At 63.7% G+C, this 22,122-nt stretch carries 17 protein-coding genes; 12 read left to right on the top strand and 5 right to left on the bottom strand.

The features are described 5' to 3' along the window. Window positions 1-10: 10 nt before the first annotated feature. From BLW22_RS09865 to BLW22_RS09815, 12 genes are all read left to right on the top strand, one after another. The gene (locus BLW22_RS09865) at window positions 11-874 is read left to right on the top strand and encodes a tetratricopeptide repeat protein (protein WP_159440240.1); all 864 of its coding nucleotides are present in this window, start codon (window positions 11-13) and stop codon (window positions 872-874) included. Then, on the top strand, window positions 874-1,404 hold the full coding sequence (locus tag BLW22_RS09860; protein WP_074845935.1) for a TadE/TadG family type IV pilus assembly protein: 531 nt from the start codon (window positions 874-876) through the stop codon (window positions 1,402-1,404). The genes BLW22_RS09865 and BLW22_RS09860 overlap by 1 nt, the downstream gene beginning before the upstream one ends. Further along, window positions 1,404-1,997, top strand: coding sequence for a TadE/TadG family type IV pilus assembly protein (locus tag BLW22_RS09855; RefSeq protein ID WP_074845932.1), 594 nt, complete (start codon window positions 1,404-1,406; stop codon window positions 1,995-1,997). Before BLW22_RS09860 ends, BLW22_RS09855 begins: the two co-directional genes overlap by 1 nt. 109 nt (window positions 1,998-2,106) lie before the next feature. Further along, on the top strand, window positions 2,107-2,229 hold the full coding sequence (locus BLW22_RS35580; RefSeq protein WP_259194492.1) for a hypothetical protein: 123 nt from the start codon (window positions 2,107-2,109) through the stop codon (window positions 2,227-2,229). Next, entirely contained in the window at window positions 2,226-3,782 is a 1,557-nt protein-coding gene (locus BLW22_RS09850) for a TadE/TadG family type IV pilus assembly protein (RefSeq protein ID WP_143045119.1), read from the top strand. The genes BLW22_RS35580 and BLW22_RS09850 overlap by 4 nt, the downstream gene beginning before the upstream one ends. 35 nt (window positions 3,783-3,817) lie before the next feature. Next, on the top strand, window positions 3,818-8,956 hold the full coding sequence (locus tag BLW22_RS09845; RefSeq protein ID WP_074845929.1) for a beta-propeller fold lactonase family protein: 5,139 nt from the start codon (window positions 3,818-3,820) through the stop codon (window positions 8,954-8,956). A 133-nt stretch (window positions 8,957-9,089) separates the two neighbouring features. Then, the gene (locus BLW22_RS09840; RefSeq protein ID WP_083381355.1) at window positions 9,090-10,757 is read left to right on the top strand and encodes a TolC family protein; all 1,668 of its coding nucleotides are present in this window, start codon (window positions 9,090-9,092) and stop codon (window positions 10,755-10,757) included. 64 nt (window positions 10,758-10,821) lie between these two features. Beyond that, window positions 10,822-11,607 carry an efflux RND transporter periplasmic adaptor subunit gene (locus BLW22_RS09835; RefSeq protein WP_074845926.1) on the top strand — a complete coding sequence of 262 codons (786 nt, stop codon included), beginning with the start codon at window positions 10,822-10,824 and terminating at the stop codon, window positions 11,605-11,607. Next, complete coding sequence (locus tag BLW22_RS09830) at window positions 11,604-12,926, top strand: efflux RND transporter periplasmic adaptor subunit (RefSeq protein WP_074845923.1); 1,323 nt, start codon at window positions 11,604-11,606, stop codon at window positions 12,924-12,926. The genes BLW22_RS09835 and BLW22_RS09830 overlap by 4 nt, the downstream gene beginning before the upstream one ends. Further along, a complete protein-coding gene (locus tag BLW22_RS09825; protein WP_218023879.1) occupies window positions 12,923-15,028 on the top strand; it encodes an HlyD family efflux transporter periplasmic adaptor subunit in 2,106 nt (701 codons plus the stop codon). Before BLW22_RS09830 ends, BLW22_RS09825 begins: the two co-directional genes overlap by 4 nt. A 93-nt stretch (window positions 15,029-15,121) precedes the next feature. Further along, on the top strand, window positions 15,122-15,706 hold the full coding sequence (locus BLW22_RS09820) for a biliverdin-producing heme oxygenase (protein ID WP_074845916.1): 585 nt from the start codon (window positions 15,122-15,124) through the stop codon (window positions 15,704-15,706). Window positions 15,707-15,802: 96 nt separating this feature from the next. Then, a complete protein-coding gene (locus BLW22_RS09815; protein ID WP_074848118.1) occupies window positions 15,803-16,666 on the top strand; it encodes a sensor domain-containing diguanylate cyclase in 864 nt (287 codons plus the stop codon). Between the two features lie 62 nt (window positions 16,667-16,728). Here the strand turns inward: BLW22_RS09815 and BLW22_RS09810 are convergent, their stop codons facing one another. The 5 genes from BLW22_RS09810 to hpaR all read right to left on the bottom strand — a co-directional run bounded on the left by BLW22_RS09810 (window position 16,729) and on the right by hpaR (window position 22,009). After that, window positions 16,729-18,177, bottom strand: coding sequence for an amidase (locus tag BLW22_RS09810; RefSeq protein ID WP_074845913.1), 1,449 nt, complete (start codon window positions 18,175-18,177; stop codon window positions 16,729-16,731). Between the two features lie 16 nt (window positions 18,178-18,193). After that, window positions 18,194-19,426 (bottom strand): MFS transporter, encoded by a 1,233-nt coding sequence (locus BLW22_RS09805; protein WP_065947989.1) that lies wholly within the window; start codon window positions 19,424-19,426, stop codon window positions 18,194-18,196. A gap of 10 nt (window positions 19,427-19,436) precedes the next feature. Beyond that, complete coding sequence (locus tag BLW22_RS09800) at window positions 19,437-20,369, bottom strand: SphA family protein (RefSeq protein WP_074845910.1); 933 nt, start codon at window positions 20,367-20,369, stop codon at window positions 19,437-19,439. 68 nt (window positions 20,370-20,437) lie between these two features. Further along, on the bottom strand, window positions 20,438-21,418 hold the full coding sequence (locus BLW22_RS09795; protein ID WP_065923962.1) for a helix-turn-helix domain-containing protein: 981 nt from the start codon (window positions 21,416-21,418) through the stop codon (window positions 20,438-20,440). A 168-nt stretch (window positions 21,419-21,586) separates the two neighbouring features. Continuing rightward, entirely contained in the window at window positions 21,587-22,009 is a 423-nt protein-coding gene (gene hpaR / locus BLW22_RS09790) for a homoprotocatechuate degradation operon regulator HpaR (protein ID WP_074845908.1), read from the bottom strand. Window positions 22,010-22,122: the final 113 nt, after the last annotated feature.

Here is a 22,122-nt window from a genome sequence, read left to right as displayed (position 1 = left end):
CCCCACTACTATGTCCCGTGCCTTGCCTTTTGTGCTGTTGTTCAGCGTGTTGACCCTCGGTGGCTGCAGCAGCCTGTCGTCGTTGAACCGTGATACCACTGCCGTCACCGGCCTCGACAGCAAGGAAGCCAAGGAAGCCCTGCGCCTGGCCCGCGTGCTGCGCGACAATAGCCGCCTGCCAGGCGCCTATGAAATCTACGAGCGCATGGACCAGCGCCAGCAACTCAAGGGCGTGTACCTGATCGAGTACGCCAGCGTCGCCGCCCAGGTGCGCCCGCCCCGCGAGACCTTTGCGCTGTACAACCGTGCCCGCCAGGAATTGGGCGGCAATCTGCAAGCAATGCCCGGCGACCAGCGTGTGGCGCTGTGCAGCGGTCTGGCCCGCGCGCGCCTGGCCATGGGCGGCGCGGCCCTCGCGGCCAAGGACTTCCAGTGCGCCCTCGAGGTGGAGCCCGAAAACCCGCAAAATCTCAATGGCCTGGGCGTCGCCTTGAATATCCAGGGGCAAAACCGGGCCGCTCGCGAAGCGTTTGAAAAAGCCCTGACCATCGACCCCTCGAATGTCGCCGCCACCAACAACCTGGCCCTCAATTGGCTGCAAAGCGGCGACAGCGCCAAGGCCATCGGCCTGCTCACCCAGCCCCGGGAAAGCCGCGACGCCTCACTCAAACTCAACCTGGCCCTGGCCTACGTGCTCGACGGCCACGACGACACCGCGCGCCGCGTGCTGCTGGAAAGTATCGACCCAAGCTACGCCGAACCGATCCTGCGCGACTTCCAGGCCACCCGCGAGCGCATCGCCAACGGTGCGCCGCTGGCCAGCGAATTACTCGCCGCGAGCCAGCGCCCCCTGGCACTCGCCGAGCAACGTTGATGAGCCGTGCGCTGAAGCGTCTGTGGCGCGGACAGGATGCCGTCACTGCCACCGAAACCGCGTTCATCCTGCCGGTGCTGCTGTTCGCCGTGATGATCCTGTTCGAACTGGCGCGTATCGCCATGGTGATCGGCATCGGCAGCCTGGCCCTGGAACATGCGGTGCAGGATTTTCGCGCAGAAGAGAGCTTCTACCTGAAAAGCGCCGACGCCCTGCAAGTCGACATAGAGACCCGCATGCTCAGCTACTCCTATGGCTTTCTCGGCGAGAACAACCTGGAGATCGATGTGTTGCCGTTCGACAACCTGCACCTGTTCGGCCAGGACCGCCAGAGCGCCACCGCAGCGGAACAGGCGGAGCAGGCGCAAAACTTCAAGTCGCCGCCGATCCTCAGCATCACTGTGGACCTCAGCCAGACCTTCATGACCCCGTTGCCCGGTCTGTTCGGGCTGGGCAGCGGCTTCCAGTACCAATACCGCGACCTGCTGGGCAACCTGCCCAGCGAAGACCCCAGCGAGGACGACACCTGATGCGCAGCCTGCCCCGCCGCCAACGCGGCACGGCCATGATGGAGGGCATCCTGGTGCTGCCCCTGCTGATCGGCACCGCACTGGTCAGCGCCGACCTGTACAACGTGCACCAGGCGCGGGCCTACATGGAGCAGTCGGTGCACAACATCGCCTCGGTCCTCGCCGCCCAGCCCAGCCTGGACAGCGATGGCCTCGACGCATTGCTGCGCCAGGCTGCGTCGCCGAAAATCCTCGGCGACTACCAACTGGTGATCAGCAAGGTGTCCCTGGACCGCAACATGACCTGGAAGCCCCTGCAACGCGGCGCCGTCACTGGGATCTGCCCCAGCTACAGCCAGGGCCAGCACTACGTCGGCGGCTTGCCCGAGGAACAACCGCCGAGCAACGACGAGACCGGCGAGACCACCACCAGCAAGCGCTCCTTGCTGGTGGTGCAACTGTGCCGCAACACCAATACCTTGCTGCTGGGCAGCGGCTTGCTGATGGACAAGGACATCGAGGCCCTGGCGTTCAGCCGCATGCTGTATGACGAGCCGGAGTTGGATAAGCAATTGTCCCGGGAGGCTGGGCTGGAAGACGAAGATGCGGGCTGATGGCCTGCCTTGGCCCTCCATATTAAGCATTCTTAATGAACCGACGATTGCCCGATATTGGGAATAGTTCTTATCTTTGCCCGCACTGCGCAGCCAACGATGAGCCCTTATGACACGCCCGCTTTCCCGGTTTCCCACCCAATGGTTGTTGCTCTTGCTGGTCAACGCGGGTTTGGCCTACGAAGGCCTGCACCTGCCCTGCGACGTCTTGCCTGCGGTCAAACCTACATGAAAAACACCCTCAAGCGCCTGTGCCGCGAGCAGCACGGCGGCGTCGCGCCGTTTATGGTGTTGGCCATCGGCGGCGCGCTGCTTGCCACGGCGTATGCCGTCGACCTGTCGCGCATGACCAACAACGCCGGCCAGGTCAAGCGCGCCACCGACGCCGCCGCGATTGCCATTGGCAATCAGCAACTGATGGACAGCCGCACCACCGCCGCCGAGTTGAAAAAAATCGCCTGGGGTTATGTGCAGAACAACCTGGGCATGGACAGCGATCTGTTCGAACAGTTGGAGTACGACTCCCTGACAGTCAGCAGCGCCGGCGGCGGCGATGCCCCGGTGACCCTGCGTGTGGAGGTGAGTCTGCATGCACAGGCGTTTTTGATCGGCGGCGAGCGTCGGCAACAGCAGGTGCACTCCACCGTCGAAGTGGTGTCACGGCCCACCGAAGTCGCGCTGATCCTGCCCACCACCCTCAGCGAAACCGCACCCAACCTCGCGGCGCTGCGGCGTTTGGGCAAGTCCTTCGCCGGCAACTTGCTGGGCGAAGAAAGTAACCAGGACAGCGACAATAAAGTCTGGTTGTCGCTGATTCCCTACAGCCAATCGGTGAACGTCTACGACCCCAAGGATCCGCAACGCATCAACCGCTGGGCAGCGCCCGGCGCGCTGAATCCGATTGAACTGCGCAGCCTGTTCCGCACGGGCTACAGCAGCCTGGCCGACCGGCGTATTCCCGATCGCCGTGCCAACCTGCTGTGTGTCTACCGAGGCCTGGGCCTGGGCCAGAATTACTACTGGGATCAGCCGCCGGCCGGGCAATTCAAGATCCATTACCGCCATGACCTGCCGGTCAATGGCAGCCCCGGCGCTCCGGCGATTTCCTGGCGCGGGCCCAACCCGGACTTCGGCGAGGCCGACGGGGTGGTCGATACACGCTTCATGGTCGCCGACAAAGGCTGCCCGAACGCAGCCTTGCTGCCCTTGACCCAGGACCGCGATGAGATCGACAAGCGCCTCGACCTGATCACCACCCGTTTCAACACCAACTACGCCATCGCCATGGGTTGGGCCGGCTCGGCCTTGTCACCGAACATGCGCGGCATCAACGGCTGGGGTGACAACGAGTTGCCCCTGGACTTCAACGAAGACGGCAACGCCGACAATGTGAAGATCATCGTGATGCTGGCCAATACCACCGGCAACTGGTTCGACACTGACAGCTACAACGCCGAAGTCGGCCAGGCCATCGATGGCGAAAGCAATACCACCCCGTCCTCGGACGTAGCCGGGCGCCGCTTCGTACGCCTGTGCGACAGCTTCCGCCAGCGCAACCTCAAGTTCTACTTCATCGGTGTGCGCCCAGGCGACCCGCAGGATTTCGGCCGTCAGCTGTTTGATCGGGTCGCCGGCCCCGGCCTGCGCGTGTGCACCAACGGCGACAAAAACATGGTGTTCGCTGACGCCGAGAACTTCGTCGAGGGTGAAGACCAGATCGACACCTTGCTGCAAAACATCGCCGACAAGATCAAGCACGAGCGCTATGCGCGGCTGATCGAGTAATGCCAACGCCCCCTCTTTCCGCCAAGGATCCCGCCATGACTGCGCCCACACTGCCCCGCTCCCCACGCCTGCATACCCTGGCGCTGGCCCTTGAACCCAGGATGATGTTCGATGCGGCGGCAGTCGCCACGGCGGCCGATACCGCGGCCCAGGCCGAAGCGCAAAACCAGGCGCCGACCCTGAGCGCCGAGGCCAGCCATGCCGCCCACACGGGGGACGAGACTGACGCCAACGCCTCGCGCACCGTCAGTTCCAGCAGCACCCTGGATGTGGCAGCGGATCCCGCACAACTGCCGAGCATCGGCGGCGACTCCGGCGCTCTGGACTATGCCGGCACCACGGATGCCAGCACCCTGGCCGGCGCGCGGGACAGCGTGGTGTCCAGCGATGGCAAGTTTGTTTACGTGGCGAGCATTCCGTCTGAAGGATCGGCCTCGGTCAGTGTTTTCAGCCGCGCCGCCGACGGCAGCCTGAACCAGGTGCAGAGCCTGCCGGCGACCGACATACCCGGCTTGGCTGGGGCACTCAAGGTGCAGATCAGCAGCGACCAGAACACGCTGTATGTGATCGGCAGTGACACCAATAGCCTGGTGGTGTTCAGCCGTGACAGCAGCAGCGGCCAATTGACCCTCGGTTCGACCCTGGAAGGTGGCGATAGCCAGACCATCACCGCCATCGCCAGCCAGGGCAACCGGGTGTTCGTCGCCGGCGCGGATCAAGTGCGGGTCTACGAGCAAGGCAGCAATGGCCAGTTGAGCCTGCTCAACACCTACACTGACGGCCTCGCCGGCATGGAGGGCCTGCAAGGCGTGGCGCAGATGCTGGTGTCGGCCGACGGGCGCTTCCTGTTTATCGGCGCCAACGGTGATAACAACATCGCCACCGCCCTGCAGATCAATAACGACGGCAGCCTGAGCCTGATCAACAGCCTGGCCGGCAGCAGCGCTGACAGCAGCTATTTCATCAAGGCCCTGAGCCTGTCGGCCGATGGCAAAAGCCTCTATGCGCTGAACGACGACACACAACAATCCCTGCAAGTGCTGGCCATCGGCGCGGACGGCCGGCTGAGCCTGGTCGGTAGCCTGGAGGTCGAAGGCGTTACCGACATCCAGGTCTCGGCCGACGGCAGCGCGGTGTTTGTAATCGGTAGTGCGATCCAGGTGTTCAGCCGCGACAGCAGCGGCAACCTCAGCCCACGCCTGAGCTTAAGCGGCTGGAATAACCCGTGGGATATCCGTTTCGCCGACCTCACCAGCGTCAGCCTCAGTCCTGACGGCAAACAGTTGTATATCAGCGGCTCAGTCAACTGGAACGAGACCCTGATGACCCTCAACGTTGGCCTGCCCGAAGTCACCTACACCGAGGGCGACAGCGCCGTGGCGCTGCTACCCAGCGGCCACCTGGCCGATGCGCAACTGGACGCCGCCGACGATTACAACAACGCCAGCCTGACCATCACCCGCGAAGACGGCACCAACAGTGCCGACGCTTACACCTTCATCAATGGCAACGGCCTGAGCCTGGTCAACGGACAAATTCTCAAGGACGGTATTGCGATTGCGCGTTTCAGCGCAGCCAACGGTGTGCTTAGCCTGACCTTTATCGCCAGCACCCGTGCAGCGGATGCCCAACATGTGTTGCGCCAGATTGCCTATTCCAACGGCAGCCAGGACCCCGCCGCCAATGGCGGTGCGCCACGCTTCGCGATTGTGCTGAACGACGGCGACGGCAACAGCGCCACCGCGCTGGTCAAGGTCAACCTGGTCGGTGTCAACGACCCGGCGATCCTCGACAGCACCGTGCTTGATCCGACGCTGCACGAGGACGATGAGTTCGTCAGCCTGTTCAAGGACACCGCCATCGATACCATCGAAGCCACCCAGCCGATCTGGCATGTGGTGCTGACCCTCGACGCCGCCAATGCCCATGACCTGCTGCGGGTGGGCGGCGAAAAAATCGACCTCGACACCGCCACCAGCGGCACCCGGCAGACACCGGGCGGGCTGTCCTACAGCATCGGCATCAGCGGCAATGTCACCACCGTGACCCTGTACCTGATGCGTCAAGCCGGCGAGACCGCCGCGCTGATTGACAGCATCGGCTACAACAACAGCGGCACCGGCCTGGCCGGCACCCGCAACATCGGCCTGAGTATCAACGAATACCACACCGGCACCGGTGAAACCCGTACAACCTTGGCCGACACCGTCAAAGTCACCCTCGCCGGCCCCAATGAGGCCAACACCGCACCGACCCTGGCCAACAGTGGCAGCGTCAGCTACACCGAGCGCAGTGAGGCGGTGTCGCTTGCGCCGAATGCAGTGGTGCAAGACAACCAGATGGACCGCTTCAACAATGGCCTGGGCAACTACAACGGCGCGACCCTCAGCGTGACCCTCAATGGTGCCACCAGCCTGGACAAACTGGCCTTCAGCGCGGGCAACGGCCTGACCCTCAACGGCACCGCGCTGCAAAAGGACGGCGTAACCATCGGCCAATTGAGCAACGCCAATGGCGTGCTGAGCATCCGTTTCAACGACGATGCCGGGACTATCCCCACCACCGCCGATGTGCAGAACGCCTTGCGCCAGATTACCTATGCCAGCGACAGCCTCGCACCGGCCGCCAACGTCGCCATCAGTGTGACCCTGAGCGACCGCAGCCTCACCTCCAGCGTGCTGGCGCTGAACCTCGACATCACCGCGATCAACGACACGCCGGTGGTGGGCAACGACCCGCTGCTGTCCCAGGGGGAACTGACGATTGTGCAGAACTTGACCCAGGTGCCTGGCCTCGGCAGCCTGACCGAGGTGAGCCTCTCGGCCGACGGCCGCAGCGTCTACGTAAGCGACGGCAGCGCCGCCATCGCCCTGCTCGCGCGCGATCCCGTGACGGGCAGCGTGAGCTACGTGAAAACCCTGGCCGACAGCGGCCTGGACTCGGTCAAGCAGCTGCTGGTGTCGGCCGATGGCGACCAGGTCTACGCGCTGGGCGGCGCCAGCGGCAACGCCCTGGTGGTGCTGCAACGAGACGCAACAAGCGGTGAACTGAGCGTGCAGCAAACCCTCAGCAGTGACGACAGCAACAACTACGCACTCTTCAACCCGATCAGCGTGCAAGAGTCAGCCGACGGCAAGAATATCTACCTGCTGACCGACAACGGCGTGACCATCCTCAGCCGCAGCAATGGCCAGTTGAGCTACCTCAATAACCTCGGCAACGATGCCTGGTCGGCGCCTTACCAGCATCAGCCGGTGGCGCTGGTGACGGCCGGCGACTATGTGTTCGTGGTCACCGACCCCACATCAGACAACCTTGCCAATACCCTGATCGCCTATAAGCGCGCCGCTGATGGCAACTTGAGCGTGGCCGGATTCGTGCGTGACACCCAGGCCGACAGCGCCGGTAAAACGGTGTCCATGGCCGATCCAAAATACCTCGCGGTATCGGCCGACGGGCAACTGCTCTACGTGGCCGGGGCGAGTTCGGTGCAGGTCCTGCGCTTCAATGCCGTCGACGGCAACTTTACCAGCCTGGGCGCCCTCGTCAGCGATCTGAGCAAGGTGAGTGATATCGCCTTATCGGCCAACGGCGAGTTGCTCTACCTGAGCAGTGCCGATGGCGACGTGCAGCGCTACAACACCACTAATCAGGGGCTGATCCTGATCAACACCCTGCGCGCCAGCGATTCGCCGGCGCTGGTCAACGCAGGGCAGATCGGCCTGTCGGCTGACGGTGGCGTACTGGTGCTGGGCACAGGTGTTGCCGTGTTGCGCGCCGAGGCCATGGCGCCGATACCTTATGAAATCGGCGCGACACCAGTGACCTTCAGCGAACATTTGTTGCTGTCGGATGCCGAGCTGGACGCGGCGAACAATTATCAGGGCGCCAGCCTCAGCGTCAGCCGCAGCACCGGCGCGGTGGCCGACGATCACTTCGGCTTTGTCGAGGGCAACGGCATCCGCCTGGTTGATGGGCAATTGCTGCAAGACACACGCGTGCTGGCAAGTTTTGTCGACAGCGGCGGCACCTTGACCGTGACCTTCAGCACCACCGTCAGCAGCGCCCAGGCCCAGGCGATCCTGCATCAGTTGACCTACAACAACAGCGCCATGTCCACCGCCAAGGGTGCCCTCGTGCTGAATGTGGTGTTGAACGACGGTGAGCAAAACAGCCAGGCGCGACAGGTGACCCTGCAAGTGCTCAACACCGAGGCGAACCAGGCGCCGCAAGTCAGCCCCGGCGCCTATGTGCCGCCGAACGCCGAGGTGGGTACACCGTACCAAGTGGTATTGCCGGCTGACCTGTTCAGCGACCCGGATGGCGATACGCTGACCCTGCGCGTGGACGGTTTGCCTGAGAGCCTGCATTTCGATACGGTCAGCCGCACCTTGTCCGGCACCCTCGACAGCGCGGGCACGCTGACCTTCACACTGGTCGCCAGCGACCCGGCTGGCGCCAGTGTGTCGCGCACCCTGACGCTGGAGGTCGAGGCCGCGCCGGTGGTGACCGAGCCAGTGACTGAGCCGGTGACTGAGCCGGTGATCGCGCCAGTGCCCATGGTGACCCCGGTAGTGCCCGGTCAGCCGTCCGGCTGGATTGCACCGGTGCCGGTCCGCGAGCAGCCGGCCAGCACCTGGGGCCGTGCACCCCAGGCAGACTTTACCCGCGCTCCGGTCGACCCGGTGACACTGCCGACCTGGCTCGGCCTGGGCAGCGTGGATGGCTTGCGTGACCACGATCCGGCAGGCCTGGAAACCATCAGTGTCCCGACTGCCAATCACGCCCTGGTGCCCGTTGAACGCGGCAGCCTGCTGACACGTTTCCAACTGCCCGACAGCCCTGCCGGGGCTACCTTGCGCCAGGCCGACGGCAAGCCGCTGCCGGCATGGATTCGGTTTGACAGCCATACCGGCCGCATCCACGTCGAAAGCCGGCATCTGGCCGAGTTACAGCGCTTGAAGCTGCACCTGGAAACGCGCGACAGCCGCGGCATGCCTGTGCAGATCCCAGTGGAGCTGCACGTACCGGACAACGCCGGCGTCGAGACCGATACTGCGGTTCAGGCAACCCTGGAGGCGCAGCTGCAAGCCAGCGGCCAAAGCGGCCTGCTGGCGCGCGGCCAGGCGTTGCTGCGCGCACTGTTGGGCGGTGACGACAAAAACGCCGCCTGAATCAGCCGGGTTCATTAAGCAATCTTAATGAACCCGGCATGGCCGATATTGCGAATAATTCTTATCTTTGCCGCCACTGCGTCACGCCACGCCAAGATGGCAGCCTGCACCGCACTTTTTCAGGGGAATACATGTGATCAAGCAGCAACCGCTCGCCCAACGCCTGCCGTTACGTCTCGCTATCGGCCTGGCCGCACTCACGCTGAGTGCCTGCGCGGTGACACCCGAACCCGAGACCCTGGACCAGCATATCGCCCAGGCCAGCGCCGACCGTGCACGGATGTTCAACGGCCAGGAGCCGGTTACCCGCCCCATCAGCCTGGAAGAAGCCATGGCCCGCGCGGTGAAATACAACCTGCAACAGCGCCTGGGCCTGATGGAGCGTGCCCTGGAAGATAACCTGCTGGACGTGCAGAGCCTCGACATGCTGCCCAAGCTGGCCGCCCGCGCGGGCTGGCGGGGTCGCGATAACATTTCGGCGTCGTCCAGCGAGTCGATCCGCACCGGTAACCAGTCCTTGGAGCCGTCCACCAGCCAGGATCGCAGCAGCCGCAGCGCCGACCTGCAACTGTCATGGAACGTGCTGGACTTCGGCCTCGGTTATTTCGGCGCCAAGGCCCAGGCCAACAAAAGTCTGGCCGCCGAAGAACGCCGCCGCCGCATCGTCGCCGACATCATCGCCCAGGTGCGCAGCGCCTATTGGGAGGCGGCCACCGCCGAACGCCTCAAGCCAGAAGTACAGCAAGCGCTGGTAGAGGCACGCAGTACCCTGGCCAATGCGCGCCAGACCGAACAACAGCGTCTGTTGGCACCGTTGGACGCCCTGCGCTTCCAAAAAGGCCTGCTGGAAATGGTGCGTCAACTGGAAGCCGTGGACGGCGAATTGGCCAGCGCCAAATCGCGCCTGGCCGCGTTGATGAACCTGCCGCCGGCCACCGATTACCGCTTGGTGCTGCCAAGCGATCAGCAGATGAAGCAACCCGCCTTGGCTTACAGCCTGGATGATCTGGAAGCCATGGCCATGGTCAAGCGCCCGGAAGTGCGCGAAGAAAGCTACCTGGCGCGCAACGTCGTGCTGGAAACCCGTTCGGCGTTGCTGCGCCTGCTGCCAGGGGCTTCGCTGTTCGTCGGCAGCAACTACGACAGCAACAGTTTTGCCGTGAACAATCGCTGGGCCGATGCCGGGGTGCAGGTGAGCTGGAACCTGATGAGCGTGCTGTCCTACCCCGTCATCACCCGTGCCGGCGAAGCGCGCAGTGCGGTGGCCGATGTGCGCCGCCAGGCACTGCGCATGGCGGTACTGACCCAGGTTAACGTGGCGTGGCAGCAGTTCCAGCAGGCCAACACGCTGTTTGATCGCTCCAACGAACTGCAGCGCATCCAGCGTGGCATCCTGCACCAGACCGAAAACGCGGTGCAAAGCGACGCCCAAACCCTCGTGGAACGCGTGCGCACTCGTACCGAAACGGTCTTGGCCACACGTATTCGTGACCGCAGCTACGCGCAGTTGCAAAGCGCCTACGGTGCGGTGTACCAGGCGGCGGGGCTGGACCCGTTGCCGGAGCGTATGGCCGACAACAGCGTGGCCGCGCTGAGCCAGGCGATCCTCGACAACGGCGTCGCACTGGCCCAGGGCAAGACCCAGGTGCCCCGCCTGCCAAGGCTCAACCCGAGCCACGTGATCGTTACGACGCCGGCACCGGTGGCCGTAGCGCCGCGCCCGGTGCAGAGCCTGGATATGTGGAACAGCCTCGGCTCTCTGCAAGGCACACCCGTGGTGCCCGTCACCCAGAAACGCTGATGGCCGCCCCGGTCGCCCGAAGGTGGCCGGGGCTATCCCCCGATTTGCCGAGACCCACCGCCCCATGCGTAACTTTCACTGTGTCGCGTTGCCCCTGTGCCTGTCGTTCACCGCTATGGCCGCCGTGGCTGAGGAACCTGCACCGCTGCAAGCGCCCTCCAGCCAGGTCGCGAATTCGCCACAACTGCGCGTGCAACTGAGCGCCAGCCGGCGTACGGTCCTGTCCAGCGAACTGGCGGGCAAGGTGCTGGAGTTGGACGTCAAGGAAGGCGCCAGCTTCAAGAAGGGCCAGCGCCTGGTGACCTTCGATTGTGCCGTGCACCGCGCACAGTTGACCCATTCGGCCGCCGCCGAAGCCGCCGCCGGCAAAAAACTCGACGTGGCCCGGCGCCTGGATAAGCTGCAGTCGATCAGCGTGTCCGATCTGTCCCAGGCCCAGGCTGAAGTGAACATGGCCCGGGCCCAGCGTGGCGTGGGCCAGGTGATGGTGCAGCGCTGCGCCATCGACGCGCCGTTTTCCGGGCGCGTCGCCGAACGCAAGGCGCAACCGGGCGAATACGTGGCAGAAGGCGAGGAGCTGCTGGCGATCTATGACGACAGTTCGTTTGAAGTAGAACTGATCGTGCCGTCACACTGGATGGTCTGGCTCAAGCCTGGGCATCGGTTCAAGGTGCGCCTGGAAGAAACCGCCCAAGAATATCCCGCCGAGGTCACCCGCCTGGGCTCAGTGATCGACCCCATCAGCCAGTCGATCAAAGTGTTCGGGCGTATCACCAGCAACGACCCGCAATTGCTCCCCGGCATGAGCGGTAATGCGCTGCTCGTACCGCCCGACGCCCCCCGGCCATGAGCGCCAATAACGTCCTGGCTGACCTGCTGCACCTGGAACAACGCCTGCGCGCCGCCGGCGGCCTGGAGGCGCTGGGTTTCCTGCTGGTGAATGACACCCGCCTGCTGCTTGACTACCGCCAGGCGCTGCTTTGGCACGGTACCGACCAACGCTGGCAAACGCTGTCCGGGCTGGCCGTGGTGGAGCGTGACGCGCCCTTCACCAGCTGGCTCGGCCAACGCTGTCGAGACTGGCAGGCTTCCGATAACGCCGGGGTGATCCATCCGATCGACCGCCACAACCTCTCCCCTGCCGATGCAGCGATATGGGGTGAGTACCTGCCACAGGTGCTGCTGTGGCTGCCGATCAAAAACCCTGCGGGCGAGCTGTTGGGCGCACTGCTACTGGCCCGGGACGCGCCGCTGAGCAACGCGCAGCAGCAGTTGCTGGAACTCTGGCTGGACGCGGTCGGGCATGCCTGGCAGGCCTTGCTGAATCCGGGCACGCGACGCTTGCGACGCCCCGACTTCAAGCGTCGCCAGGTGCTGATCGGCGCGGGCCTGTTGCTGGCGCTGTTACTTATCCCGATCCGTCAGTCGGTACTGGCCCCGGCGGAAATTGTCGCCCTGCACCCCAGCGTGCTGCGCGCGCCGATGCAGGGCGTCGTCGAACGTATGCTGGTGCAACCGAATCAAACCGTGAGCGAAGGCCAGGCGCTGGTGCAACTGGATGCCCGTGAACTGCAAAGCCGCCTTGAATCTTCTCGCCAGGCGTTGTCCATCAGTGATGCGGAGTTTCGCCAGGCCCAGCAGCAAGCCCTCAGCGACGAGCGCAGTAAAGCCAGCCTGGCGGTACTGCAAGGTCGGCGTGAGCAGGCGTTAAGCGAGGTGGCGTTTCTCCAGGAAAACCTCAAGCGCACCTTGATCACCGCGCCGCGAGCCGGCGTGGCGGTGTTTGACGACTCCAGTGATTGGGTCGGACGGCCCGTGTCCTTGGGCGAACGCATCATGCTGGTGGCCGAACCGCAGCAGACCCAACTGGAAATCCTGCTGCCGGTGGGCGACGCCATCGACCTGCAACCGGGCGCCGCCACCTTGCTGTTCCTCAACACTGACCCGTCGGCCCCCTTGCCGGCCACTTTGCAACGCCTGGCCTACCGCGCCAGCCCAACGCCCGACGGCGGTATGGCGTACCGTCTCAAAGCTGAATTCGATAGCGCCGACCCGCGCCTGCGCGTCGGCCTCAAAGGCACAGCCAAGGTCTATGCGGGGCGCACCAGCCTGATCTACTTCCTGCTGCGTCGCCCCCTGGCCACCGTGCGTATCTGGCTGGCCCTGTGAACCTGCCGCCGCTGCGCCAGGAACTGTTGCTGCATGAAGGCCCGCAACATCGCGACGGCTCTCCTTCCTGGACCCTGGAAGACCCGACGCGCGGACAGTTCTTTCGCCTGGGCTGGGCCGAGGTGGAGATCCTGGGACGCTGGGCCTTGGGCGAGCCCGAGGCGATTGCCCACGCCGTCAGCCAGGCCACCACCCTGGGGTTGGAGAAAGGCGACGTCGAACAGCTCAAGTTTTTTTTGCAGCACAACCAATTGCTGCAAAGCACAGGCGACGAGGACAACGCGCAGCTGGCACGGATCGCTGACGGGCAAAAAACCGGTTGGGGTCGCTGGTTGCTGAAGAATTACTTGTTCGTGCGCATCCCGTTGGTGCGCCCGGACCGCTTCCTGGAACGCAGCCTGCCATGGGTGCAGGTGTTCTACAGCCGTGGGTTCTTGCGACTGACCGTCGGCGCGGCGTTGCTAGGGCTGCTGTTGGTCGCTCGCCAATGGGACAGTTTCATCCACACCTTCCTGCACTTTTTCACCCTGGAAGGCGCCGCCTTGGCTGGCCTGACCCTGCTGCTGACCAAGGTGCTGCATGAACTGGGTCACGCCTATACCTGCAAGCGTTATGGTGGGTGCGTCGCGACCATGGGCGTGGCGCTGCTGGTGATGTGGCCGGTGCTCTACACCGACACCTCGGGCGCCTGGCGTTTGCGCAGCCGCCGACAGCGCCTGGCCATCGGTGCCGCCGGCATGCTCGCCGAACTGAGCCTGGCAGCCTGGGCCACCCTGCTGTGGAGTTTCCTGCCCGACGGCATGTTGCGCAGCGCTGCCTTTATGCTGGCGACTACCACCTGGGTGCTGACCCTGGCGATTAACCTCAGCCCGTTCATGCGCTTTGACGGTTACTTCCTGCTGTCGGATCTGCTGGAGGTGCCGAACCTGCAACAACGCGCCTTTCGCCTGACGCGCTGGCGCGTGCGCGAAGGGCTGTTCGCCTTCAACGAACCGCGCCCGGAACGCTTCGAGCCGTGGCTGGAGCGCACACTGGTGGCCTATTCCATCGGCACCTGGATCTACCGCTTCTTTCTGTTTTTAGGCATCGCGCTGCTGGTCTATCACTTTGCCTTCAAGCTGCTGGGCATTGTGTTGTTTATCGTCGAGATCCTGTACTTCGTACTGCTGCCCATCCTCAATGAACTGCGCGAATGGTACGCGCGCCGCAAGGACTACCGCATGAACCGTCATGGCCTGACCACCTTGCTGGTGCTGGGCAGCGTATTGCTGCTGGCCTGCATTCCCTGGAGCAGTCGCGTGCACGCCCCGGCCTTGCTGCGCGCCGAACAACAGGCCGGGTTGTATGTGCCGATTGCGGCGCGCCTGGAACGTATAGAGGTGCTGCCGGGGCAGCACGTGCAGGCCGGCCAGGCGCTGTTCCAACTGGAGGCACCGGATTTGCGCCAGGAGCTGCAAAGCCTGGATCGGCGCATCCTGACCCTGCAATGGCAGGATAGCTTCCAGGTGCTCAACCACGAAACCGCCGCCAACCTGCTGGTGGTGCGCCAGGAGTTGGCGGCTGCGCGGGAACGCCAGCGATTACTGCGCCAGCAGATGCGCCAGCTCACCGTATACGCCGCGTTTGACGGCGTGCTGGCCGACCTGGCCGAGCCGCTGGAACCCGGTGAATGGCTGGCCGCCGGTGAATGGCTGGGCACGTTGACCGGCGCCCAGGGCGGGCGGGTCGAGGCGTTTGTCGAGGAACAGGACCTGGCGCGCCTGAGCCCAGGCAGTCGTGCGCGTTTCTACCCGGAAAACCTGGCATACCCGTCCCTCGATGTCAGCCTCGAAAGCCTCGGCCAAACCGCCGTGCGGCGCCTGACGTCCACACCGGAGCTGGCCTCGGTGTACCAGGGCGCGATTGCCGCAACCCTCGATCACGAACGCTTGCCCCAGCCGGAAAAAGCCCTTTACCGCGCCTTGCTGCGCACCGATCCTGGCAGCCCGACGCCGAGTATCGCGCTGCGCGGTACAGTGGTCCTGGAGGGTCAGTCACACAGCCTGGTGATGGGGATCTGGCGCAGGATCCTGGCCGTGCTGATTCGCGAGTCGGCGTTCTAGGCGCTTGCATGAAGCGTTCTTAATAGTTGCGTGATTGTCGGCAGGGTTCTCGATTCGCCATGATTCCTGCCTCTTAATTGTGCAGGTGCCAGCATGACCACCCAGCCCCCCCAAGCCCCTGAATTGTCGCGAGCCAAACGCATCAAGGCCGCCACCACCCGCGACCACGACAACGTCAACGAACTGGTGATGCAGGCACGCCCGTTCGACAGCCGTGAGCGCTACGTGCAATTCCTGCAATTGCAACATGCGTTCCATGGCGCCATCGACGGCCTGTACAAGGACGTTGAGCTTAACCGACGCCTGCCGGGGCTGAGCGAATTGCCACGCTTTGAAGCCGTCAAGCGTGACCTGCTGGACCTCGACCAGGTCGTGCCCGACGCACCCGCGCCGGCCGTTGTGAACGGGTCATTCGAAGCACTGGGCTGGCTGTATTGCAGCGAAGGTTCCAACCTGGGCGCGGCATTTCTGTTTAAGGAAACCCAGCAACTGGGTCTGGGCGAAACCCACGGCGCCAGCCACCTGGCCGCCCATCCCGGCGGCCGAGGCCTGCACTGGCGGCAGTTCATCGCCTTACTCGACAGCCAGGCGCTGGATGCTGAGCAGGAACAACAGGCGATTCAAGGCGCGATCAATGCGTTTGATTTTTACCGGGCGAAGGTGCGCTGCGTGTTTTAACGTCAGGGAGGGCACTAAAATGTGCAGGATTGCTCAACGCCCCCGCTCATGATCGGGCTATGATCGGCCGATATGAACCGGACGCTCGATGCCCCCATGCCCATTGACCTGCACGCTCTCTACCCCAAACTGATCCACCTGATGCTGGATACGGTCTTTGTCGTCGACGGTGACAACCAGATTGTCTTCGTGAGCGATGCCTGTGAGGCATTGCTCGGCTACCGTGCCGACGCACTGGTTGGCACCCTGATCACCCACTACATGCACCCTGAAGACCTGGCGCGCACCCGCGCCTCCATTGTGCGGGTCATGAATGGCCAATCCCATGTCGACTTCCGTAACCGTTATATACGCAAGGACGGCAGTGTCGTGCACATCCTGTGGGCGGCCTTCTGGTCCGAAGAAGTGGGCGCGCGAATCGGGGTCGCGCGGGACGTGACGGCGCTCACCCAGGCCGAGGAAGAACTGCGCTTCCTCGCCCACCATGATCCGCTGACCGGCCTGACCAACCGGTCACTGTTCAATGATCGGCTGGACCAGGCGCTGCACAGTGCGAAGTCCCGCAACCGCAGCCTGGCATTGCTGTTTCTGGACATCAATGACTTCAAGGGCATCAACGATGTGCATGGCCATGCCATGGGCGATCGCGTGCTGTGTGTGATTGCACGACGGCTGGAACGCTGCGTACTCGACAGCGACCTGGTGGCGCGGATGGGCGGTGATGAGTTCACGGTGCTGCTGACGGATAACCCGTCGCGGGAGGCTATTTCTGCCAAGGTGGTGCAGATACTCGCGGTCATGGCCGAGCCGCTGGGTGCCGAGTTTGGTGGGGTGAAGATGCCGTCCTGCAGTATCGGCGTGGCGGTTTACCCCCAGGACGGAGAGGACGCCGATAGCCTGCTCAGCCATGCGGACGGAGATATGTACCGGGTAAAAAGGCGTCGATCTGCGGCAGAGTGACAAGGCGGGGTTTCGCATCGGGCAGATCGGTCACCCGCCCAATGCAGAACCCCCTCTGACGCTTACAACCGACAGGCATTGACCGACGGTACCCGACCGCGCCAGGGCTGGGCCCGCTCCAACTGCCCCGCGAGGGCAAACAAGGTATTTTCTTCGCCAAAGCGCGCGGCGAAATGAGCGCCCATCGGCAAGCCGGCAGCGCTCCAGTACAACGGCACCGACATCGCCGGTTGCCCGCTGGCATTGAACAGTGCCGTGAACGGCGAGTAGCTGTGGAACTGTTCAATCAGATCTTCCAGGCTCAGACGGTCGTCCTGCAGATCCAGCTCACCGATTGGCACCGGCTCGCGTGCCAGGGTCGGCGTGAGGATCAGGTCGTAATCCTGCATGAATACCGCCAACTGCCGACCCAAGGCATGAATCCACTCCACGGCCCCCGCGTACTGCGCACCACTGACATCGCCCTTGCTGCGCAAAATGATGCGGGTGCGGGCTTCCAGCTCCTCGGGCTGCACGGCGGAACCGCGCATCTGCCCCAACACATCGACATAATGGCGCGTGCTTGCACCGATGATGGTGAAGACCTGATCGAGAAACGCCGGCAGCGCCACCGGCAAGCTGACCGGTTCAACGCGGTGGCCCAGGGATTCGCACAACCTGGCGGCCTGGCGCACGGCTTGCACACTTTCGCCGGAGGTCGGCCAAGGCCCGAGCTGCTCGACCAGGGCGATCCGCAGCGGCCGAGGGTCCTGCTGCAGCGCGCTGACATAGGGCTGTGCCTGCAGCGGCGCGGCATAGGGTGCGCCCAGGTCGATCCCGGCCGTGGCATCCAGCAGCGCGGCGCTGTCACGCACCGACAAGGTAATCGCATGGGGGGTGCCCATGCCGGCCCAGCCCTCGCCGACCATCGGCCCGGACGGCAACAGCCCACGGCTGGGCTTGAGGCCGAACACCCCACAGCAGGACGCCGGCACACGCAAGGAACCGCCGCCATCGTTGCCATGGGCAAACGGTACGACGCGCGCCGCCACCAAGGCTGCCGCACCGCCACTGGAGCCGCCGGCACTGTGGGCGATGTTCCAGGGGTTGCGCGTGGCGCCAAAGCGGTTGGACTCGGTGGAATAGGAGGTGCCGAACTCGGGTGAGGTGCTGGTACCGACAATCACACACCCGGCACGGCGGATACGGCTTACGTGTTCGGCTTCAAAGTCAGCGCGAGCGCCTCCCAACGCCTGCGAGCCATTGGTCATCGCCGCGCCGTTGACCGGCGAAAACAGGTCCTTGATCAGAGTCGGTACCCCGGCAAACACACCGGGGCCGGGGCGCGACGCGCGTACCGACTGGCGGGCCGAATCGTAAAGCCGCTCGGCCACCGCATTCAGCTGCGGTTCGACCCGTTCGATACGCTCGATCACCGCTTCCAGCAGCTCGCCGGGCTGCACCTCACCGCGCCTGACCCATTCGGCCAAACCGGTGGCGTCCTCGCTGTCCAGCAGGTTGTGGATGTCCATGTTCGTCTCCTATTGATTATGAATGACTTGATCCGAATGCCTGAGTCAGCGCTTTGCGCCGTGCTTGCAGGCCTGCCAGCGCCCAGGCCAGGGCCGAGGCAAAACTGGCGCAGGCCAGCCACAGGATTGAACGACGCACGTCACCCGAGTAAACGCTGAGCACGGCCACCACCAGCGGGCTGACAAATTGACCGAAATACAGAAACGCCGTGAACCCACCCAAGCCGCGCCCACGGGTTTTCGCGCTCAGGGCATTCATCACCGGCGCCATCGCGTTGGGCACCAGCAGCCCGGCGCCCAGGCCATGGATCAGCACGGCCACCAACACCATGCTGTAGCTCGGTGCGCGCATCAGCAGCCACAATCCCAGGCCCAACAGGCTCAGCAACAGCGCATTGCAGCCGGGGATACCGATGCGCCGGCGCAGCAGCGGCCAGGCTAACGAACCGCCCAGGGTCGCCAGCAGACTGCCCCCCGCCGACAGCCCGATCATCGTGCTTGAAGTAATGCCGAGGCTGACGAGTAAAACCGGCGCCTGGATCGGCACGATAAAACTCAGCACCATCCCACTGAGGATCAGCAGATAACCGAGCACCAACGGCAGCACGGCCACCCTGCCCTGTTCAGCCACCTCGACGGGCTGGCGAGCGGCCGCGGGTTCCCACAGCACCTTGATCATCATCGGTATCAACAGCAGTGGCAGCAGGTACAGCAGGAATGGCAGGCGCCAGGAGTGTTCGCCCAACGCGCCGCCCACGACATAGAACAGCGAGCCGACCAAACCGATGGTGACCACTTGCCGATTGATGTAGCGCAGCCGTTCCTCGCCGTGCCAATAGTCGGCAATCAGCGTCGCGCAACAGGTCATCACCGCCGCCTCCGCCGCGCCGAACAGCAGGCGTACACCGACGATGGCGGGCAAGTTATCCAGCAGCGCCGGGATGGCCCCGAGCACGGCATACAACAGCGTGGCGATCACCAGCAACGCCTTGCGCCCGACCCGGTCGGCCAACCAGCCGGCCAGGGGGGCGCACAGCGCAATCGCGAGTGCCGGCCCGGTGACCGCCAAGGGCACCAGCAGGTCGGCGCGCGGTTCCAGCGCACCGAACTCGGCGCCCAGCTTGGGCAGGATCGGCGCCACCATGGCCGCGCCCATGATGGTCAGGCTGCTGCCCAGCATCAGCACCAGCCCTTCACGGCGCCCGGTGGCTTGCCGTGGCGAGGGGGAATCGGAATGTGATGAGTTCATGGCCAGCCCCTTAGAAACTTTGAGAAATGCGCAGTGCCACGGTGTAACCCTCGGCACGGTTGCGGGCTTCGGTTTCCTTGTAGGCGTGCAGCCAAATGGGCGGCAGGCCGGGCTTGAAGTAACTCACGGCCGGCCCGACCGCCAGCACCCGCGCCCGGTTGCCCGATTGCAGCCCTGGCGCGTCGTCATCGCTGAACTGACGGTAGTAGTAACCACCCAGGCCCAGGGTCCACGGCCCTACATGCTGGCCCACGGCAAATTCGTGGCGGTATTCGACACCGTTCTTGTAGTCGGTCGCGGGGTTGCGGGTATTGACGTCAACCTCAAAGCTGGAAGAAACCTCGAAACCACTGTCGGTGATGTAGGTGGCGTTGACGATCGGCGAGAACGTCCAGTGATTGAGCCCTGGGGAGATCAAACGATTCTTGTCGTAGTCACCGGTGGGCGCCTGGATCTGCAGTTGCGTGTTGATAAACAGGTTCGGCGACAGATTCCATTGCAGGATCACCGGCAGAAACTGCATGTCGGCCATTCGAAACGGATCGGCTTCCAGGCTCAGCGGACCCACCGGTGTGGGCACCTTGACGGAAGCGTCCATCTTGAAAAAAGGTACCACCACGCCGAAACCATAGTTGGCGCCCAGCACCGTGTGATCGGTCATGCGCATGTAGGCGACGCCGATGGACAACACATCCAGTGAGAAGTGGTTGTCGACGGAGCGACCGTTACGGTCCTTCTGCACATTGGCCGAGTAAAACGCCGTGCGCAGCCCCACGGTCCCGAACGGCGTGGCCGGCGGCATCATCCCCGCGCCGAAATCGTACACGCCGACGGCGGTGGTCGGCGCACCGTTCTCGGTGGCCTGGACACTGGCACAGCAACCCAGCAGCCCCAGGGTGAACAGCGTCATGCGTGTGGCGCTTGCATTATTGTGGTGAATCATCGAATGCCCCTCCCATCAAGTGGTGTGGGCCATCCTAGTAACGCGCAGAGTGCGGCGGTTATCCGTTTTCAGCAGAGTTGCGTGCGACGCAGGGTCTGGGAAGGGCTTTCGCCGAACATGGTGCGGTAATCGCTTGCAAACCGGCTCAAATGCCAGAAGCCCCAGCGCGCCGCCACTTCCTGTACGCCGTGGGCTTGGGTGCTGGTTCGCAGTTCGCGGCGCACCGCATTGAGGCGCAGTGCCCGTAGATAGGCCACCGGGTTGATGCCCAGGGTCTCCTGAAAACAGTACTGGAGTTTGCGCCGACTGGCGCCGATGTGGTTGCACAGGTCGAGGATCGACAGCGGCTCGTCCAGGTGACTCAATGCATATTCGCGGGCGCGATCGACCATCCTTTTGCGCGCCGTGGGGTTGAGGGGTGGCGCCTGGTCCGGGGCGATCAACTCCAGCATATGCAGCATCACCGCATCGCGGATGCCGCGGCGGATCGAGTCATGCCCGAGCACGGCATCACAGCCCGCCAGCTCATCGAACAACGCCGCGAGGTCACGTTGCACGGATGAATCACCCAAGCGGTAACACCTGGGAAGATCGGTAATTCGAAATTGAATGCCCTGGCACTCCAGCACATGTTCCAGGGCGTGCTCTTCGATGGCCACGCCGAGCAGGTCCAAGTGCTGTGGAGTGTGCAGCTCGGGCAGGTTTTCACCGTGGGCCACCAACAGGCTGGGCTCGTGGATCGGATGCCCCGAGCAATACACCGGGCCGTCGGCACTCAAGGGAATGCTGAAGGTGATCGCACCTTTCCAGGCCACACCACTCTTGACCATGGCCTGATTAGAGCGGTCGCGCACCAGTTGCATCCAGTCCGAGCGGAACTCCAGCAACTCACCGGCAAAGGAGCCGGGTGACAACTGATCGTAGCGAACCTGCCAGCCGCCCATATTGCGAGCGTGCTCATCGATGTCGCTGGTCAGGAAACGCTGGAGGGGTAACGCCGGTGGAAGCACCACCGAGGCCGCAGGCATCAGTACATTATTATTGTTCATTGACCCAACCTTTTTCAGTTGCAAGGCTTACAGGTCGTATCGCACGCAAGTTCCATTCCGAACCCGGGGCAGCTCGTGCATGTGTGCCGAAAATGGATAGTGAGGATGTGCGCCCGCGATGCCCTCTACGGGCAAAGATGTTCACCTATTAATGAAATATTGGCGCGTTCAAGGCTTGATGTTTTTCAGCTCATTGAGCAAGCCCAGCAACTGCTCCATCTTCTCGGCGCCAAACTGCTCTTCGATCTTCTGGTAGTTGCTTTCCATGCCTTCGCTCATGGAGACGAAACACTGCTGGCCGCGCTCGGTGAGGCCCACGAACACCCGGCGCTGATCCTGGCTGGACTTCTGCCGGCGCACCAGGCCGTCGCGCTCCAGGCGGGTCAACACTCCGGTCATGCTCGGTTTCAGGATGCAGGCCTGCTGGGCGAGCTGATGGCTTTCGAGTTCGCCCTGCTGGCGCAGGATGCGAATGACCCGCCACTGTTGCTCAGTCAATTCATGCTTGTTCAGGGCCGGGCGGAAGAACGCCATTGCGGCTTCACGGGCTTGCAGCAGGGTCAGGGTCAGCGAAGGTCTGGGGTTGGCCATGACGGCACCACTTGAATGGGCGAGTCGGCAGCTTAGTGTCGCCGGCCAACCGCTGCAAGCGGCCTGGGGGGCTGTGAAAAGTACAATCGGTTCGGCGTAAAAGCCATTCTGTT

It is taken from the genome of Pseudomonas marginalis, from assembly GCF_900105325.1.
GTDB lineage: Bacteria > Pseudomonadota > Gammaproteobacteria > Pseudomonadales > Pseudomonadaceae > Aquipseudomonas > Aquipseudomonas marginalis.
Note: the sequence above shows the minus strand (reverse complement) of the source record. Positions and strands in the feature narration are given on the sequence as shown.

Bases quoted from the DNA above. Each gene is read 5' to 3' on its own strand.
- BLW22_RS09865 (WP_159440240.1), top strand. From the start codon at position 11: ATGTCCCGTGCCTTGCCTTTTGTGCTGTTGTTCAGCGTGTTGACCCTC.
- BLW22_RS09860 (WP_074845935.1), top strand. From the start codon at position 874: ATGAGCCGTGCGCTGAAGCGTCTGTGGCGCGGACAGGATGCCGTCACT.
- BLW22_RS09855 (WP_074845932.1), top strand. From the start codon at position 1,404: ATGCGCAGCCTGCCCCGCCGCCAACGCGGCACGGCCATGATGGAGGGC.
- BLW22_RS35580 (WP_259194492.1), top strand. From the start codon at position 2,107: ATGACACGCCCGCTTTCCCGGTTTCCCACCCAATGGTTGTTGCTCTTG.
- BLW22_RS09850 (WP_143045119.1), top strand. From the start codon at position 2,226: ATGAAAAACACCCTCAAGCGCCTGTGCCGCGAGCAGCACGGCGGCGTC.
- BLW22_RS09845 (WP_074845929.1), top strand. From the start codon at position 3,818: ATGACTGCGCCCACACTGCCCCGCTCCCCACGCCTGCATACCCTGGCG.
- BLW22_RS09835 (WP_074845926.1), top strand. From the start codon at position 10,822: ATGCGTAACTTTCACTGTGTCGCGTTGCCCCTGTGCCTGTCGTTCACC.
- BLW22_RS09830 (WP_074845923.1), top strand. From the start codon at position 11,604: ATGAGCGCCAATAACGTCCTGGCTGACCTGCTGCACCTGGAACAACGC.
- BLW22_RS09820 (WP_074845916.1), top strand. From the start codon at position 15,122: ATGACCACCCAGCCCCCCCAAGCCCCTGAATTGTCGCGAGCCAAACGC.
- BLW22_RS09815 (WP_074848118.1), top strand. From the start codon at position 15,803: ATGCCCATTGACCTGCACGCTCTCTACCCCAAACTGATCCACCTGATG.
- BLW22_RS09810 (WP_074845913.1), bottom strand. From the start codon at position 18,177: ATGGACATCCACAACCTGCTGGACAGCGAGGACGCCACCGGTTTGGCC.
- BLW22_RS09805 (WP_065947989.1), bottom strand. From the start codon at position 19,426: ATGAACTCATCACATTCCGATTCCCCCTCGCCACGGCAAGCCACCGGG.
- BLW22_RS09800 (WP_074845910.1), bottom strand. From the start codon at position 20,369: ATGATTCACCACAATAATGCAAGCGCCACACGCATGACGCTGTTCACC.
- BLW22_RS09795 (WP_065923962.1), bottom strand. From the start codon at position 21,418: ATGAACAATAATAATGTACTGATGCCTGCGGCCTCGGTGGTGCTTCCA.
- hpaR (WP_074845908.1), bottom strand. From the start codon at position 22,009: ATGGCCAACCCCAGACCTTCGCTGACCCTGACCCTGCTGCAAGCCCGT.